We start from the raw sequence: 16,656 nt of genomic DNA, 5'->3' as shown, positions 1-16,656 counted from the left end.
TTTATCCGCCGAGCCAATTATTTTAGGCTTCCCGGCATTGGGATATCCGCCAAAATCGGAGGTATTTCCGCCATTCTTCAGTACTTTTCCTCCAAAGTTATGAATTTATCCGCCGAGCCAATTATTTTAGGCTTCCCGGCATTGTAATATCCGCCAAAATCAGAGGTATTTCCGCCATTCTGCATTGGTTTTCCGCCAAAGTTGCAAATTTATCCGCCGAGCCAATTTTTTTGTCTTCTCGGCAATAGGATATCCGCCAAAATTGGGCGTATTTCCGCCATTCTGCATTGGTTTTCCGCCAAAGTTGCAAATTTATCCGCCGAGCCAATTATTTTAGGCTTCCCGGCATTGTAATATCCGCCAAAATCAGTCGAATATCCGCCATTCTGCAGTGCTTTTCCGCCAAAGTTGCAAATTTATCCGCCGAGCCAATTATTTTAAGCTTCCCGCATTGGGATATCAGCCAAGTTAAAGAACTTATCCGCCATCTAAAAAAAACTCCAAATACGCACATTCAGCCTTATCAATACTGTTCCATCATCGCTTCCACCACTTTGTCAATGTCTTTGATTTTATTTTTCTGTTGATTCTGGGTCATCACGGCAAAGGCATACATTTTCCCGCTTTTGGCCTTCACGTATCCCGCCAAGGTATACACTCCGGATATATGCCCTGTTTTGGCAAATACACGGCCTTTCAAATGATCATCCAAGTACCGTTCCCTCAATGATCCCCCGATCTCCCGTTTCTTTTCCCCTCCAACAGGCAAGCTGCTGAAAAAGATGGGGAAATAGGGTTCGTGGCGGACTATTACTAATAAATTGGTCAACTCATTGGCCGTAGTCCGGTTTTTGTAGGAAATGCCCGAACCATCTTCCAACTGCCAAAATTCCATATTTAATCCAATTTGTTCCCCATAGTACCGGATCACGTTTAATCCGCTTTTAAAATCCCCGTGTCCGTAAACCGTTTGCCCCATTGTTTTGACTAAAATATCCGCAATGCTGTTGTTGCTCAATTTCAGAAAAGGATGGACAAGAACTTCCAATGGCAAGGAATGTTTTGTATAAAGCAAGACGGCATTTTTCGGCACCGCTTTTCTTTCAATGGCCGTATCATAAAATGAAACACCCGCTTCTTCCAACGTTTTCTTGAATGCAATAAGCGTATTAAGGGTTGGATCATTTAAGGTCACCCAATCTTTATGGGGCTCTCCAACAGGAATATTGCCTGAAATGACAACCTCATTGGATCGGTGTTTCCGGATGATTTCAATGGTATTTTTTTCATTTGAAGCAACCGTCTTTGCCTGGTTGATGAAAATCATGCCGCAATCATTTGGCTCAAATTCAATCATCGGTTTGTTCCCGATTTCCGTCGGTTTGACATGAACAATCATGGTACCGGCGTCAAAATCCTGATCCGGCGACATCGTCAAAGCGCTGATCCGCGGTGCGTAATAATAGCTTTCATCGTCTTTTGCAATCCCTGGAGAAAGGGCCGCACCTTGAAAATGCAAATCATCGCCATATAGATTACCCCGTATGGAATGAACTCCTAATACCTTCAATATATCTGCAATTTGCAAAAAATTGTTCTTTTGAAAAGTGGGATCGCCGCGTCCTTTAAAATAAAGATTGCCCACCAGCTCACCGTTCTCGATTTTGCCATCGGTGTACACATCTGTTTGAAAACGGTGCTGTTCCCCCAATGTATGCAATGCGCTTGCAGCCGTCAGCAATTTCAATGTGGAAGCCGGTTTCATCCCGACATCCCCATTTTTTTCATACACTATTTCACCGGTTTCCGGATCCCTGATGGACACGCTTATATTATCCGTGCCCAAATATTGCTGGATTGTCTCGTTCAGCGACTTTGCCTGAATGGGATGAACATAGCAAAACATAAATAGAACTGTAATTAAAGCAATATATCTTTTAATCATGCCAGCCACCTTCAAAAAAATCATTTGCATTTTAGTATGGCTGGTTTGCCTTCTTTTATATTGAAAATTGACTAAAGAAAAGAATCCATAATAGCCATTCTTTAAGGGAAAATAGTCAAATTGGCGAACTTAATTGCCAAAGATGAAAAAACGCCATGCAAAAAGGCCGATAATAGTCAAACCCGTGAGCATAATAGCCATTCCCCGATGAATATTAGTCAAAGGATTCAATTTATTAGCCAATCTCTAAAAACATGCCGCCCCAAAAGCCAATAATAGTCAAACTCCGAAACATAATAGCCCCGATGTATATTAGTCAAATGAATCAATATATTCGCCAAACCTCAATCAAAAAAAGAGCGAGGTGTTTTCCTCGCTCTCAGCCGCGCAATGCGTCAATCCATTCCGGATGGAAATCCCCGGTTTTCAGCATTTCAATTTCTTCTTTATATGGCGGCTTTTTATTTTTCGAATCAGAACCGACCCAAGGCGTTTCAAGAATTTTTGGGATGTCTTTGAACACTTCATGATGGACGATGTAGTTGAGCGCATCAAATCCGATATGGCCAAAGCCCAGATTCTCGTGGCGGTCTTTTCTTGCCCCGCGCTCGTTTTTGCTGTCGTTGATATGTACGACTTTGATGCGGTCGAGGCCGATGATTTTATCGAATTCCTCCAACACGCCATCGAAATCTTCCACGATATTGTAACCGGCATCGTGGGTATGGCATGTATCAAAGCAGACGGAAAGACGCTCGTTGTTCGTCACGCCGTCGATGATTTGCGCCAGTTCCTCAAAAGTTTTACCGCATTCGGAACCTTTCCCCGCCATCGTTTCCAATGCAATTTGCACGTTGGAATCCACGGAGAGCACTTCATTCAGCCCTTCGATGATTTTTTTGATGCCCTTTTCTTCCCCTTCCCCCACATGGGAACCTGGATGGAGAACGATTTGTGTGGCACCGATCGCTTCCGTGCGCTCAATTTCTTTTTGCAAAAATTCCACACCCAAAGCAAAGACTTCCGGTTTTACCGTATTGGCAATGTTGATGATGTAAGGGGCATGGACCACAATGTCGGAAATGCCGTGTTCCTTCATATGTTGCAAGCCCGCTTCGATATTCAATTCTTCAATGGCTTTTCTTCTCGTATTTTGAGGGGCCCCTGTATAAATCATGAAGGTTGTTGCCCCGTAGGATGCCGCTTCTTCACTGGCGGCAAGCAGCATTTTCTTGCCGCTCATGGATACGTGTGAACCGATTAACATTCTCCTTTTCCCTCTTTCTACAGCTTACTCTTCTTCAATTTTTTCTTGATTTTCTGCATTTCCTTCTGCATCGCTTTTTTATAACCCGGCTTCACTTTTTTCGGTTTTCGCACCAGCGCTTTTGCGACTTTGTCCAATTCATCTTCCTGCTTTACGCGTTTTTTGCGGGCTTGACGGTCTTTTAATTCAATCCATTCCCCATCCTTCACGTCGCGATGTTTAAATGGAATGCCCAATTTTTCATCAATGCGGTCCAAAGCATCTTCATCATCCGGACCATACAGGGTGATGGCTGTTCCCTCCAGACCCGCGCGCGCTGTTCGTCCGACGCGGTGGACGAAAAACTCCAAGTCTTCAGGAATTTCATAATTGATTACGTGGGAAACGCCTTCGATATCAATGCCCCGGGCTGCCAAATCCGTTGCGACAATGTACTGGAATTCCAAGTCGCGGATTTGCTTCATCATTTTCTTGCGTTCCCTTGGCGTCAAATCCCCATGAATTTCCCCTGTGCGGATGCCGTTTTCCGATAGGAAGCTTGCCACTTCATCCGCCGTTTTTCTCGTATTGCAGAAGATGAGGCATAAAAACGGATTGATAGTCTTGCAAACTTCCAGCAGTTTGTCCGACCGGTTTTTGGATCGGATCGGCACAAGGAAAAATTCTATCCCTTCCGCCACCGGTTTCCGGTCATTGATTTTGATGTGCGCTGGGGATTCCATATATTTATTGAGGAATGGCTGCAACTTGACGGGGATGGTCGCTGAGAAAACGTACATTTCCAGCTTTTCCGGCATGCGCGCCGCAAAACCGTCGATTTCTTCAATGAATCCCATGTCGAAAGCCAAGTCCGCTTCATCCACCACCAAAATTGGCGCTTTGTGGACAAGAAGGGCATTTTCCTTCACCAAATCATGAATTCGTCCAGGCGTTCCGACAACGATGTGGGGTTGGTTTTTCAGCTTTTCCATCAATCGTTGCTTGTCCGTGCCGCCAATCAGCAATTTCGCCGTAATTTCCGTGCCTTCGATAATTTCTTTCAATCGTTCATATATTTGAGTCGCCAATTCCCTCGTCGGCGAAGTGATCACCGCTTGCACTTCCTGTTTGCCCGTATCGATTCTTTGGACAATCGGCAATAAGAAGGCATGGGTTTTCCCGGTCCCTGTGTGGGCTTGCCCAATGGCGCTTTTCCCTTCCAGAATCAACGGAATCATTTCTTTCTGAATCGGAGTTGGTTCTTTAAAGCCGAGCTTTTGAATGGCGTCCATAATAAAAGGTTTCAATTGAAATTCTGTAAAGTTCGACATGTTTCGTCCCTCCTAACATAAGTTATATTGTAACATCACCCTATGTCATAGAACAATGATTACAGCTTTTGCGTGCGGATTTTATCAATTGCCGCCTTTCCAAACTGGAATATAAAAAGACGACTCATAATATAATGTCTAGTACTAAACATTTCTGGAATGCGGGATAACAAGAGAAAGATCAGTATTGGAAAGGAGGAAGGAACATATTCCAAAGTCTGCAAAAAGAGATTATCGTCATTGAAATATCTGGCGGAAAACACTTAAACGGCTCCGTTGTCGATTCCAGTGATGAACTCATCGTGTTATATGATGGGAATAAATTTGTCTATATACCATTTGAACATATCCAATCATTCTATAAAGATTTCGAAAACGAAAATAATATTCAAACTCCATCAGAAATCCCGGCATTTATTTCGCGGGTCAACCAAAATTTGACACTAAAAAATATACTCACATTGGCGAAGGGCATCCACGTGGAAATCATGGTCGCCAAAAACGAACCCCTGCATGGTGTGATCACAACCATCAAAGACGACTATTTTGTATTCGAGTCGCCTGTTTACAAAAGGATGTACATTGCCCAGTACCATTTGAAATGGCTGATACCACATTTGAACCAATTACCTTATGGCCTTAGCGAGAAAGAATTTCAGCATTTCGCATCGGCAAACGATGAAACCTTTCAAAGCACTTTCGTTTCCCAGCTTGCTGAATTGAAAAATCAAATGGCTATATTGAATTTGGGGAAAGATTTTTCCCACATCGGGAAAGTCATCAATGTAAACAATCAGTTGATCAGTATAGAAAACGGAAAATCGAAACTCACTTATTTTAATCTCTCCCACATTCAAACCCTTCAACTAGTTTAATGGAAAAAAGGCTTTCAAGAAAGTTCTTTACCTTCTTAAAAGCCTTTTTCTTATTAGTGAGCTTCCAATTTGTGCTGTTTCAATTCTTCGTATTTCGCCACATCAAATTCTTTTTCCGATTTTGAAATCACGACCGCTGATAACGCATTCCCTATCAAATTCGTCACGGAACGGGCTTCTGACATAAAGCGGTCCACACCGATCAACAGGGCGATCCCTTCAATCGGAATCATCGGGAATGCCGCGAGTGTCGCCGCAAGTGTGATAAATCCGGAGCCCGTCACCCCGGCAGCCCCTTTGGACGTGATCATCAACACGGCCAGGATGGTAACAATTTGTACCCATGTTAAATGAATGCCATAAGCTTGCGCGATAAATAAAGTTGCCATCGACAAATAGATCGCTGTTCCATCCAGGTTGAAGGAGTAGCCGGTTGGAACGACCAATCCGACTGTTTGTTTGGAGCAACCAAATTGTTCCAACTTTCTGATCAAAGAAGGCAATGCCGATTCAGATGAAGATGTCCCGATGACGATGAAGATTTCTTCTTTGATATAGGCAATAAATTTTAAGATATTGATGCCATAAAATCTGGCGATGGAACCTAAAATGAACACGATAAATATAAACATGGTCGTATAAACGGAAACCATTAAAAGTCCCAAGTTTGCCAAAGACTTGATTCCGAAGTTGCCGATCGTATAGGCCATTGCACCAAATGCCCCAATCGGTGAAAAGATCATCACCATGCCGACAATTTTGAAAAAGATTTCTGAAACGTTTTCAAAAAAGGTAATCACAGGTTTCGCCCGCTCGCCGACAGCCGCCGCCGCAAGTCCAAACAACACCGCCGCAAACAACGTCGGCAATAATTCGCCATTGGCCAATGCCCCTACAAAGTTGTCAGGTATAATACTGGAAATGAAATGGGCAAGCCCGTGCTCCGATTCGGAAGCCGCCGAAGTGTATTTTGAAATGTCGGCATTTCCTGCAGCAGAGGTATCCAATCCTTTACCTGGTTGAATGACTAGTGCAACGATGATTCCAATGGCAAGGGCAATAGTGGAAACGATTTCAAAATAGATCAGCGCTTTGCCGCCGATTTTTCCGACCTTCTTTACATCCCCCATGCTGCCGATTCCAACGACCACCGTCAAAAAGATGATTGGGGCAATCAACATCTTGATCAATTTAATGAATAAATCCGCAAGTATCTTCAACTTTGCCCCAAATTCAGGCCAAACCGCCCCTACAATAATCCCCAAGATGATTGCTATAATCACTTGAACTGTAAGATTTTTCAATATTTTCATATCATCATCCCCGTCAAAAATTGATTTGTTGTTATGCTTGAATCTATAATAATAAAAATTATTTGAAAATTAGTTTTTCGTTTATAAAGGTTATTTCGTTTGTTTTGTTCATTATCCGGAAGAATCCTTAAAAACCCTGATGTTTCAAGGGTTTGCGTGTTATATGACTGATCTTTAAAGCAATTCTTTTGTTATATAACAAAAATAAAAAAGGTCCCCTTTTTCAAGGAAACCTTCATTTTGTTCATTTTGTTCAATTTCAAAAATCTTCCACTTTATCGATATCTTGCAGAAGCAGATTGAAATATGTGCCATTCCCCTTTTGATTAAAGTATTCGTAAAGGGGGCTGACAGATTGCATCCATTGCTTTTTATTTTGTTCATTCAATTGGATTATTTCCACATTCGGTTCTTTATAAAGCTTCTCCAAAAATTCCCCGTTGATCCGTTCAGCCAACTCAAATTGCCATTCTTGCATTTCTTCCAATGATTCGATGATGATTTGTTGATCCTCTTCCGTTAAACTATTCCAAAAATTTTCATTCATCATCACCGCATAGGCCATGATGCCATGATTGGAAAGGGTGATGTGATTTTCCATTGTATAAAATTTTTTCGAATAAATATTCGAAATCGTGTTTTCCTGGGCATCAATCAACTGGTTTTGAATTTCATAATAGACATCATCAAAATTTAAAGGGATCGGCTCCGCATTTAGCTTGCGATATTGTTCTTTAATGATATCGCTGCCCATCGTCCGGATCTGTTTCCCTTTGAAATCTTCCGCACGGATAATCGGTTGGTTGGAAGAGATTTGCTTGAATCCGTTGCTCCAAAAAGTGAGCCCTTTGATATGAAGCTTTGACAATTCTTCCAACAGCTTGCCGCTCAACTCCCCGGTCAAAACGGCCTTCAACTGTTCGTTGGTTTCGATGACAAAGGGCAAATCCAGCACCTGCCAACTTGGCAAACGTTCGGTCATTTTGGAAGTGGTCGGGGCGATCATTTGCACTTCATTATCCAACAAGGCTTCCAATTCATCATAATCGCTGTACAACATGCCGTCAGGATACACTTTCACCATGATCCGGCCCCCGCTTTTTTCTTCCACCAGTTCCGCAAACTTTTTGGCCGCCATCCCTTTTGGCGTATTTTCCGCCACAACATGGCTGAAATTGATGATGATTTGATCATCCAATCCCACTTGTTCATCATCATAGGCTATTTTTTCTTTTGAAAATGCCCCTTGCTGATATGCGATCAATCCTATGACAAGCAGAATCGTCAAAACTGCGCTAGCCACAAAATATTTCATACGTTTCACCATAGCCACTGTAATATAATATGATTATAGCCATTATGGCAAAAATGCGTTCGGAGGGCAATGAATTGAAAAGAAGAAAATTATCAATGAATTCGAAAATCATGTTCCTCACCTTTTTCATTATTGCCTTCTCCTTTTTTATTGCGGGCAGTTTTGTCCTTGGTAGTATGATAAAGGAAAGGGAAAAAGAAATTGGGCAAAGGGCCATGCTCGTTGCACGAACGGTGGCCAATCTGCCCGAATTGAAAACCTCTCTCCAAAACGAAAACTTCGGTGAGGCGTCAAAGAAAATCAATCAAATCGTTGACGAAATCCGCACCATTAACCGCGCGGAGTATATTGTTGTGATGGATATGAACCGGATCAAATATTCCCATCCATCCAAAAATCAAATCGGACAAATAAGCAAGTCCACCGATATCAATGCAGCCTTTGCGGAACATTATTATCTTTCAAAGGCAAAAGGTGAAAAAGGAATCATGTTGCGGGCATTTGTTCCAATCATGGATGAAAATAAACAAATTGGCGTAACTGTGGTCGGTTACTCGCTGCCCACTTTCTCAGACTTTTTTTCTGAGTATTCAAATGAGATTTTAATCACTTTTGCCCTGTCAATGTTGTTTAGCGCATTTGGAGCGAAAGCCCTTGGCATGCATATCAAAAAACAAATTTTTGGACTTGAACCCCATGAAATTGCAAAACTCTATGTGGAGCGGACGGAAACCTTCAATTCCATGCATGACGGAATCATTGCCATCGACCAGGATTTGAAGATCACCATTTTTAATCAAAAGGCTTGCGAAATCTTGGGCGTGGATCTGGAACCTTCCCAATGTATCGGAAAAAGGATCGAAGACGTGATTCCTGACACAAGGCTGCCGGAAATTGTGTATTCCAAAAAACCGGTGTATGACCAGGAAATTTTTGTGAACAACCACAGCATTTTAAGCAACCGCATCCCCATTTCCGTAGATGGGCAAGTGGTGGGAGCCGTGGCGGTATTCAAAGACTTGACGGCCTTCAAAAAAATGGCGGAAGAATTGACGGGCGTCAAAGCTTATGTACAAGCATTGCGTGTCCAAACCCATGAATACAAAAACAAACTCCATACCATTGCGGGGCTGTTGCATTTAGGACGGACAAAACAAGCGCTCGAATACTTATCCCAAGTATCGAGCCAACATGATAATGTCACAAAATTTCTGAATGAACGGATTTATAATGAGAATATCTCCGGCCTATTGTTAGGCAAAATCATCCGTGGACAGGAATTGGGGATCAGGGTTACCATCGATAAAGAAAGCCGTTTTACCAGATTTCCTGAAAAGCTGGATTATCATGATTTTGTGGTATTATTGGGCAATTTGATTGAAAACGCCTTTGATGCGTTGATCATGGCCAATAAAGACGAAAAAGAAATCCACATTTCAATCGATGACCGGGATGAAGTCCTCGCGATCGAAGTGAGTGACAACGGCATCGGCATGACGGAAGAAGTGAAGTCGCAAATTTTTGAAAGAGGTTATTCTACAAAAGAAAAAGAAAATCGTGGAATCGGGTTGTACCTGGTGAAAGAAATTGTGAAAAAAGGAAATGGTGTCATCGAAGTGTACAGCGAACCTGACAAAGGAACCACATTCTTGATATCATTCAATTTTTAGGAGGATTTCATGGCAATTAAAGTGTTATTGATCGAAGACGATCCAATGGTTAGGGAAGTCAATCGGCAATTTATTGAAAAAGTGGAAGACTTTGAAGTCATTGCCATGTGCAAAAATGGCGTCGAAGGTTTTCAAAAAATCCTGGAATGTAAACCGGATTTGGTATTCATGGATATATTCATGCCCGAACAGGACGGACTCTCCACTTTAAGAAAAATCCGGTCGGAAAATTTGCCTGTGGATTGTATTGCCGTCACAGCGGCGAATGATTTGCAAACCATTCAGCAAATTTTGCACTTGGGCGTGTACGACTATATTATGAAACCCTTCACCTTCGAACGGATGCAGCAAACGTTGTTGAATTATAAAAAGTTTAAACATGTCAGTGCCGAAACACGGATTTTGAATCAGGAAGAGTTGGACAACCTTATTCATCCCCATGGGAACATGGAAAACCGGGAAACAAAGAGCGGCCATTTGCCCGAGGAACTTCCGAAGGGGTTCAACCGTTCAACGCTCAATAAAGTCCTCCATTATCTGAAAGAAGCAGAAAATGGGGCCTCCGCCGATGATGTGGCGGCAGCCATCGGGGTGGCAAGAGTCACGGCAAGACGGTATCTGGATTTTTTGGAAAAGCAAAATATGGTGAGTGTCGATGTGCATTATGGCGGCATCGGAAGACCCATCAACCAATACTTTATTCAGAAGGATAATTGAGCATAAAAATAAAGGATTTTATATATTAGAGTCCGCTAATATATAAAATCCTTTTATATTTTCTCCCATTATTCTTCGGGCAGAATTTTCTTCACCGGTTTCGGCTCTTTGATTTTCGGAAGGATTTTATCAAGGGTCACTGTGCGTTTAATTTCATGGGTCGATGGGTCGTTTTTGTCGAACTTCTCCAAAAATGCAATGACTTCCTTGACAATCGGCGTTGGTGTGGAAGCTCCTGCCGTCACCGCCACCTTCTCCGCATCCATTAACCATTCGATTTTCAATTCGGATAGATCGGCGATTCGGTATGCGGGTGTTCCCGCAATTTCTTCCGACACTTGTTTTAACCGGTTAGTATTGTTGGAGCGGGGATCGCCGACAACGATGACGACATCCGCTTCTTTTGCCTGCTGTGCGACCGCTTCCTGCCGCACTTGAGTGGCCATGCAGATTTCTTTATGTTCCTCGACATGAGGATATTTTTCTTTGATGTAATCCATCAAATGTTTAACATCCCATTGGCTCATCGTTGTTTGATTTGTCACAAGGAGTTTATCGTTCTGCAAATTCAAGTTATCAATGTCTTCTTTATTTTCCACTAAATAAACATGATCAGGTGCGACTCCGATGGCCCCTTCAGGCTCGGGATGGTTTTTCTTTCCAATATATATGATATCATAACCTTCTTTGACTTTTTCCCGGATCAAATCATGGGTCACCGTCACGTCAGGACATGTTGCATCGATGGCCACAAGTCCTTTTCTTTTCGCAATTTCCCGCACTTCCGGTGATACCCCATGGGCAGTGAAAATGACTGTCCCTTTCTCCACTTTTTCGATGATTTCTTTCCGGTTTTCGCCGTCAAGTGTAATGATGCCTTCCTTTTCAAAGGCATCCACCACATGTTTATTATGAACAATCATTCCTAAAATGTAGATTGGTCGTGGCAATGTTTTATCCAATGAAGCGTTTCTTGCAATGACCATTGCGTCCACTACGCCATAGCAATAGCCACGAGGATTTATTTTAATGACTTCCATCGTGTCAACTCCTTTTGTTGGTACATAGCTTTATTATAACGGAGCTGGACACTGAATACAAAGCTTCTATTCTAAATGATCGAAAGGCGGTTGATAGATTTTCGGAACGGATGGTCTCGTTTCATAGGATGGTCTTTGGCTTCTTCCATTTTGGTTCGATTGGCCGGATGGTGGCTGATTTCTTCCCCGTTCATTCCCTGGGCCGCCTTGTGACGGGATTCCTTGAAACCCTTTGTACAGCTTCCATAATGCAGGCAAATTCCGGAGCATCGGAGCAGCTTGCTGGATATATGGTTGGAAACTTTGGGCAGTCGCCAAAAAGCGGTTGGCCGTTTCCAGCAGCGAATCCAGTCTTGCTGTTCCTTTTGGCGGCGCGAAACCAGGAGGCATTTGTGGCGGAAATGGTCCAGGTCTATAGCCAAATTGTGGCGGACTTGGTATGAAATGATTCGGTCTTCCTGGCGGCATCTGGTAAGGAAAATGATGTGGTCGCATGGAAATCTCCTTTCTGTTTGATGCAAATAATGACGTAAGTCTTCTAAAAGCTATCATATGCAAACGGTCAGTGAAAGGTACAGCACCTATGATTGTCTTCCATGGGAGATCATTTGCTTTTTACTTCATTTGCGATGATGTCCTTCTCTTCGGCGATTATCCTCGCTTGATTGGCGATGATTTTTCCGAATTTGGCGATTATCTTCTTGTAATAAATTAATTTTTGGTTTCGCGATTCTCCGAAAATAAAAAGAGCAAATGAAGAAAACCATCGCTTCCTTCATTCGCTCCAAGAGGATTGTTTGGATATACATATTTCATTGTTACCCACATTAAATAAAAATAAACGGCTCTGTATTTACTTCCGATTCGATAAATTCCACATCGAGTTTCCCTTCTTTGCAAAGGGCGGTCATTTTTTCTTTAACCCCTTTGATCATCACTTTTTCCACATGATGGCCAGGGTCGACAATATTTAAGCCGATCGCTTGGGCGTCTTGTGCCACATGGAAATACATATCCCCTGTGACAAACACATCCGCACCGGCTCTTTTGGCGATGTGAATATATTTATTTCCGTCGCCTCCAAGCACCGCGACTTTCGAAACCGTGTCATTTTCATTGCCCACGATGCGCACCATCGGAACATCCAATCGCTCTTTTACATATTCGGCGAATTGTCTTAAGCTCATCGGCTCCTTCAACGTGCCAATCCGCCCGATGCCGTATTCATTCGTTTCTTGCGCCAATGTGTAGAGGTCATAAGCCGGTTCCTCATATGGATGGGCGTTTAACATCGCTTTCAAAATCCGGTTTTTCATGGATGCCGGAAACACCACTTCGATTTTCTCTTCATCGGTCACTTCGATTTCGCCCACGTCCCCGATATAAGGATTGGCTCCCTCCAATGGACGGAAACGCCCCTTCCCGTCCGTGGAATAACTGCAGGAATCATAATTGCCGATTTTCCCTGCACCCGCTTTTGCAAGGACATAGCGCAGTTCATCCGCATGGTCATCCGGAACAAATACAGCCAACTTCATTAAATGTTCCGAATACGTTTTCTCTAAAATCCCGCGGTTTTCCAGTTCCAAAGCATCGGCAAGCAAATCGTTGACGCCGCCTTCCGCCACATCCAGATTTGTATGGGCGGCATATACCGCAATATCGTTTTTCAACAGCTTTTCGTAAAGTTTGCCGCTGGGCGTGTCCGTTCTCAAATTGGACAACTTTCTGAAGATGGGCGGATGGTGGGCAATAATGAGTTGGCATCCTTTTTCTATCGCTTCATCGGCCACCGCTTCATTCACATCAAGAGTCACCAGCACTTTTGTGACTTCTTTGTTTAACGTGCCGATTGCAAGGCCGATCGGGTCATTTTCCATGCATGCCAATTTCTTAGGAGCCCAGCTTTCAAAAAGCTGAATAATCTCATTCCCGTTCGCTTTTTTCATGGTTTCAATACCTCCTCCACTAATGCAACATGATGAAGCAATTCTTCCCGTTTCGCAAGAATTTCGGGCGTTTGGTCGGCTTTTTCCAGCGATTGGAGCACTTTTTTCATATGTTGCACTTCATTCGTCCATTTTTTCACGAAAACGTCCGACTTCTCCCGAATCAATTCTTTCCCCATTAATATCTCCGCTTCCGTCAACTCCATTGGCCCCCGCTCAAGCACGAGGATTTCATATATTTTTTCATCCTCTTCCACAATGGCTTCATCAATGATTTTCCATTGATGCGCCAATGCCCATTGACGGATCAATTTTGCATGAATGTTCGGTTGCAATATGAGGCGCTGGATGGATTCAAGTTTTTCCGGATTCTTTTCCAAAATGGAAACGATTAACGATCCGCCCATTCCTGCAATCGTGATCGTATCCACACCATCACCGCTTTCAATGGCTGCCAATCCATCGGCAAGTCTTACGGTAATTTGATTTTCCATCCCTTCTTCTCTCACTTTTTTCAGCGCGGACTGGTATGGTCCATCCACCACTTCTCCCGCAACCGCTTTCTGTACAATGCCTTTATGAACCAAATAACACGGCAAATAGGCATGGTCTGAGCCGATATCTGCCACGGTTGCTCCTTTCGGTACAAAGGAAGCAACGGTTTCGAGTCGTTTGGAAAGATTTTGTGCATTCATGATGTACCCGCCTTTTTTGTTAATTTATAACTCTCATTATATAAAAAAATAAACCCTTAGTCGCCTACTTTAGCAACTAAGGATTTATGTAATTATTCTAATGAACTGATGTACTCGGCGATTTTTTTGGCTTCGTCGCCAGTTTTCATTCCTGGAGTCATTGGAGTTCCTTCGATACCGTTTTCAAGAACGTCCACGATACGATCCGCATCAAGTCCAGCGATTTGAGGACCCATGCCACCTTTCAAGTCTTGGCCGTGGCATCCAATACATGTTTGAACTAATGCTGCACCATCGTCTGCAGAAGCATTATCTTCCGTAGTTGTCCCCTCTTCAGCATTTTCATTTTGTTTTCCGACACCGTCTAAAGACAAGAAGAAGATAAGTGCAATACCCAATGCCATTATGAGGATATAAGGAACAATCGGGTTATTTTTCATGTGTCTTTAACCTCCTTATAATTCATCAATGCTATAAATGATAGAATATAGTCAACAATCATTATTGTACTTCATATTTTACAAAACGAAAAGACCTAAACAGAAAGTTTTACAAGGACTGTAACAATTTCGACAATTTTTCACAATTTTGCCTTTTATTTTATTTATCATTTTTCTCTATAACACGTTGGATTTTTATTATTTCCGTTTCCGCAAAAATTATATTACCAAAACAAAATGAAAAACGTTCTTTTTATTGTAATTATAGGAAAAATAGTTGATAACCAATGATGATCAACAATCCCAATAGACCCGAAATCTTGAAATACAAAAGCTTCAGACGGATTCCCGTGATGGTCCACATAAGAGAGTTGGCGATCAATAATGAATATAATACAATATTATTATTTTCAAAATAAACCAGGCTCACTTTGACGGAAATCCCAAAAATCAGGAGGGCCGCCGCCACTTGCAATATTGGTGCGATCAAATCATGCTTTTTCGCAAATTGATAAGAATAGATGATAAATAGAATCGCTATACATCCCGCAATCAATGCGGCAACAAAAAAGTAGGAGGTCATGAGAAAAAGAAACACCAATAAGGCAACCGTTAACAAAATCAACAACAAAGCGATGATCCTTTTTTTACGCTTTTCCTTTTCGATGATCGACTTTTTATAACTGACATCTTCCTGCTGTTTGATATCTTCCCCTTCGGTATAAAGCTTCAATAAAAAGTCGCAATATTGTTCCGGCAACAGCTTATTTTGCTTCCAAAATAAGATTTCGTTCAAAATGATTTGCTTCTTAGGATTTTCCATATAGTTTCCCCGAAATGATAAATTATTTATCTATATTTTATCTTATTTTCTATATTCCGGCATCCATAGAAAGTAATAAATCTCTATGAAAATTTAAAAAAGTTTTCATATAAAAAGGCACCCAATAAGGGTACCTTTGGCTGCAATTGATGAAAATGATTACTCCAAGAAATCTTTCAACCGTTTGCTGCGGGATGGGTGACGCAATTTTCTTAAAGCTTTTGCCTCTATTTGACGAATTCTTTCACGTGTGACGCCAAACACTTTACCTACTTCTTCAAGCGTGCGTGTGCGGCCATCATCCAAACCGAAGCGAAGACGGAGGACATTCTCTTCACGATCTGTCAATGTATCCAATACATCTTCGAGCTGCTCTTTCAATAATTCGTAAGCTGCATGGTCAGCCGGTGATTGCGCGTCATGATCTTCAATGAAATCGCCCAAATGGGAATCATCTTCTTCACCGATCGGCGTTTCCAAAGAAACCGGTTCTTGCGCAATTTTTAGGATTTCGCGGACTTTTTCAGGCGTTAAATCCATTTCTTCCGCGATTTCTTCCGGAGTAGGTTCGCGGCCCAAGTCTTGCAATAATTGACGTTGAACGCGAACTAATTTATTGATGGTTTCAACCATGTGAACAGGGATTCGGATTGTTCTCGCCTGATCTGCGATGGCGCGTGTAATTGCCTGACGAATCCACCAAGTCGCATAGGTGGAGAATTTAAATCCTTTGCGGTGGTCGAATTTTTCAACCGCCTTGATTAATCCCATATTTCCTTCTTGAATCAAATCCAAGAAAAGCATTCCGCGGCCAACATAACGTTTCGCAATGGAAACCACCAATCGCAAGTTCGCTTCTGCGAGTCTTTTGCGAGCCTCTTCGTCACCTTGCTCAATGCGTTTTGCCAATTCCGTTTCTTCTTCGGCAGTTAATAAGTCGACACGTCCGATTTCTTTTAAATACATTCTGACAGGGTCGTTGATTTTCACACCAGGAGGAACGCTTAAATCATTTAAATCAAATTCTTCTTCCAATTCTTCTTGTTTAGCGATTGCTTCTTCTTCGAATTCTTCTTTACCTTCCACCCGAATATCATATTGGCTTTCCAGTTCTTCTGCAAAGTGAAAGATTTCTTCAGGTTCCAATTCAAATGGTTCCAGTTTTTTGGAAATTTCCTCCATGGAAATTCCATCATTTTTTGCCTTTTCTCGAAGAAATTTTTTCGCCTCTTCCAAATTCTTTTCCAAAATCTCTCTTGAACGTTCTGACAAATTGTCCGCCATAAACCTTCCTCCT

General features: G+C 42.3%; 15 protein-coding genes. 3 read left to right on the top strand and 12 right to left on the bottom strand.

The features are described 5' to 3' along the window. Nucleotides 1-523: 523 nt before the first annotated feature. The 3 genes from dacB to NSS77_RS13585 all read right to left on the bottom strand — a co-directional run bounded on the left by dacB (nt 524) and on the right by NSS77_RS13585 (nt 4,522). A complete protein-coding gene (dacB, locus tag NSS77_RS13595) occupies nt 524-1,945 on the bottom strand; it encodes a D-alanyl-D-alanine carboxypeptidase/D-alanyl-D-alanine-endopeptidase (RefSeq protein WP_342469229.1) in 1,422 nt (473 codons plus the stop codon). A gap of 379 nt (nt 1,946-2,324) precedes the next feature. Beyond that, nucleotides 2,325-3,212 carry a deoxyribonuclease IV gene (locus NSS77_RS13590; protein ID WP_342469228.1) on the bottom strand — a complete coding sequence of 296 codons (888 nt, stop codon included), beginning with the start codon at nt 3,210-3,212 and terminating at the stop codon, nt 2,325-2,327. A gap of 17 nt (nt 3,213-3,229) precedes the next feature. Continuing rightward, on the bottom strand, nt 3,230-4,522 hold the full coding sequence (locus NSS77_RS13585; RefSeq protein WP_342469227.1) for a DEAD/DEAH box helicase: 1,293 nt from the start codon (nt 4,520-4,522) through the stop codon (nt 3,230-3,232). 302 nt (nt 4,523-4,824) lie between these two features. On the opposite strand from NSS77_RS13585, the gene NSS77_RS13580 reads away from it, so the two are divergent. After that, nucleotides 4,825-5,397: a DUF2642 domain-containing protein gene (locus NSS77_RS13580; protein WP_342469226.1), complete on the top strand. Its 573-nt coding sequence runs from the start codon at nt 4,825-4,827 to the stop codon at nt 5,395-5,397. Nucleotides 5,398-5,450: 53 nt separating this feature from the next. Here NSS77_RS13580 and dctA read toward each other — a convergent pair whose 3' ends face one another. Both dctA and NSS77_RS13570 read right to left on the bottom strand, forming a co-directional pair. After that, nucleotides 5,451-6,710, bottom strand: coding sequence for a C4-dicarboxylate transporter DctA (gene dctA / locus NSS77_RS13575; RefSeq protein WP_342469225.1), 1,260 nt, complete (start codon nt 6,708-6,710; stop codon nt 5,451-5,453). 259 nt (nt 6,711-6,969) lie between these two features. Further along, nucleotides 6,970-8,025: a DctP family TRAP transporter solute-binding subunit gene (locus tag NSS77_RS13570; RefSeq protein ID WP_342469224.1), complete on the bottom strand. Its 1,056-nt coding sequence runs from the start codon at nt 8,023-8,025 to the stop codon at nt 6,970-6,972. Between the two features lie 95 nt (nt 8,026-8,120). Between NSS77_RS13570 and NSS77_RS13565 the strand changes: the two genes are divergently transcribed. Together NSS77_RS13565 and NSS77_RS13560 are read left to right on the top strand one after the other, a co-directional pair. Next, nucleotides 8,121-9,695, top strand: coding sequence for a sensor histidine kinase (locus NSS77_RS13565; RefSeq protein ID WP_342471288.1), 1,575 nt, complete (start codon nt 8,121-8,123; stop codon nt 9,693-9,695). A gap of 9 nt (nt 9,696-9,704) precedes the next feature. Then, nucleotides 9,705-10,412, top strand: a complete 708-nt coding sequence (locus NSS77_RS13560; protein WP_342469223.1) for a response regulator — start codon at nt 9,705-9,707, stop codon at nt 10,410-10,412. 68 nt (nt 10,413-10,480) lie between these two features. Here NSS77_RS13560 and NSS77_RS13555 read toward each other — a convergent pair whose 3' ends face one another. The 7 genes from NSS77_RS13555 to rpoD all read right to left on the bottom strand — a co-directional run bounded on the left by NSS77_RS13555 (nt 10,481) and on the right by rpoD (nt 16,643). Then, nucleotides 10,481-11,452 (bottom strand): 4-hydroxy-3-methylbut-2-enyl diphosphate reductase, encoded by a 972-nt coding sequence (locus NSS77_RS13555; protein ID WP_342469222.1) that lies wholly within the window; start codon nt 11,450-11,452, stop codon nt 10,481-10,483. A gap of 66 nt (nt 11,453-11,518) precedes the next feature. Next, nucleotides 11,519-11,947, bottom strand: a complete 429-nt coding sequence (vrrA, locus tag NSS77_RS13550) for a VrrA/YqfQ family protein (RefSeq protein WP_342469221.1) — start codon at nt 11,945-11,947, stop codon at nt 11,519-11,521. 332 nt (nt 11,948-12,279) lie between these two features. After that, a complete protein-coding gene (locus tag NSS77_RS13545; protein WP_342469220.1) occupies nt 12,280-13,401 on the bottom strand; it encodes a Nif3-like dinuclear metal center hexameric protein in 1,122 nt (373 codons plus the stop codon). Then, entirely contained in the window at nt 13,398-14,096 is a 699-nt protein-coding gene (locus tag NSS77_RS13540; RefSeq protein ID WP_342469219.1) for a tRNA (adenine(22)-N(1))-methyltransferase TrmK, read from the bottom strand. The genes NSS77_RS13545 and NSS77_RS13540 overlap by 4 nt, the downstream gene beginning before the upstream one ends. 92 nt (nt 14,097-14,188) lie before the next feature. Next, a complete protein-coding gene (locus NSS77_RS13535) occupies nt 14,189-14,536 on the bottom strand; it encodes a cytochrome c (RefSeq protein ID WP_342469218.1) in 348 nt (115 codons plus the stop codon). A gap of 262 nt (nt 14,537-14,798) precedes the next feature. After that, complete coding sequence (locus NSS77_RS13530) at nt 14,799-15,359, bottom strand: hypothetical protein (RefSeq protein WP_342469216.1); 561 nt, start codon at nt 15,357-15,359, stop codon at nt 14,799-14,801. A gap of 159 nt (nt 15,360-15,518) precedes the next feature. Next, the gene (rpoD, locus tag NSS77_RS13525; RefSeq protein WP_342469215.1) at nt 15,519-16,643 is read right to left on the bottom strand and encodes an RNA polymerase sigma factor RpoD; all 1,125 of its coding nucleotides are present in this window, start codon (nt 16,641-16,643) and stop codon (nt 15,519-15,521) included. Nucleotides 16,644-16,656: the final 13 nt, after the last annotated feature.

The sequence above is a fragment of the Ureibacillus sp. FSL K6-3587 genome, from assembly GCF_038593165.1.
GTDB classification, from domain to species: Bacteria; Bacillota; Bacilli; order Bacillales_A; family Planococcaceae; genus Ureibacillus; species Ureibacillus suwonensis.
This window is presented reverse-complemented; position numbering and strand designations above follow the sequence as displayed.